Consider the following 258-nt stretch of genomic DNA (forward strand, 5'->3'; position numbering starts at 1 on the left):
GCTGACCCCCCTTTTCATTGCCGGACATATATTCACATGATGGTTTCATTTTATCATGCCTTAATTAAAAAGAGGGACACAACGATATGTGCCCCCCTTTTGCTGTTAACGGCTTACTTCCGCTTTAATCGCTGCAACAAAATCTTCAAAAGCGATTGTTTCCGATTTTTGTTCACCGTATTTTCGTACATTCACACTGCCTTCTTTGGCTTCATTATCTCCAACAACCAGCATGTACGGGATTTTTTGCATTTGTGC

General features: G+C 41.1%; 1 protein-coding gene. It reads right to left on the reverse strand.

All coding sequences use genetic code 11. From position 1 onward, the window contains the following. Positions 1–105: 105 nt before the first annotated feature. Positions 106–258 (reverse strand): His/Gly/Thr/Pro-type tRNA ligase C-terminal domain-containing protein (locus tag SB773_RS32880; protein WP_410594604.1); only part of this gene is annotated, 153 nt, incomplete at its 5' end.

The organism is Bacillus sp. SIMBA_074, from assembly GCF_046534555.1.
GTDB classification, from domain to species: domain Bacteria; phylum Bacillota; class Bacilli; order Bacillales; family Bacillaceae_G; genus Bacillus_A; species Bacillus_A mycoides.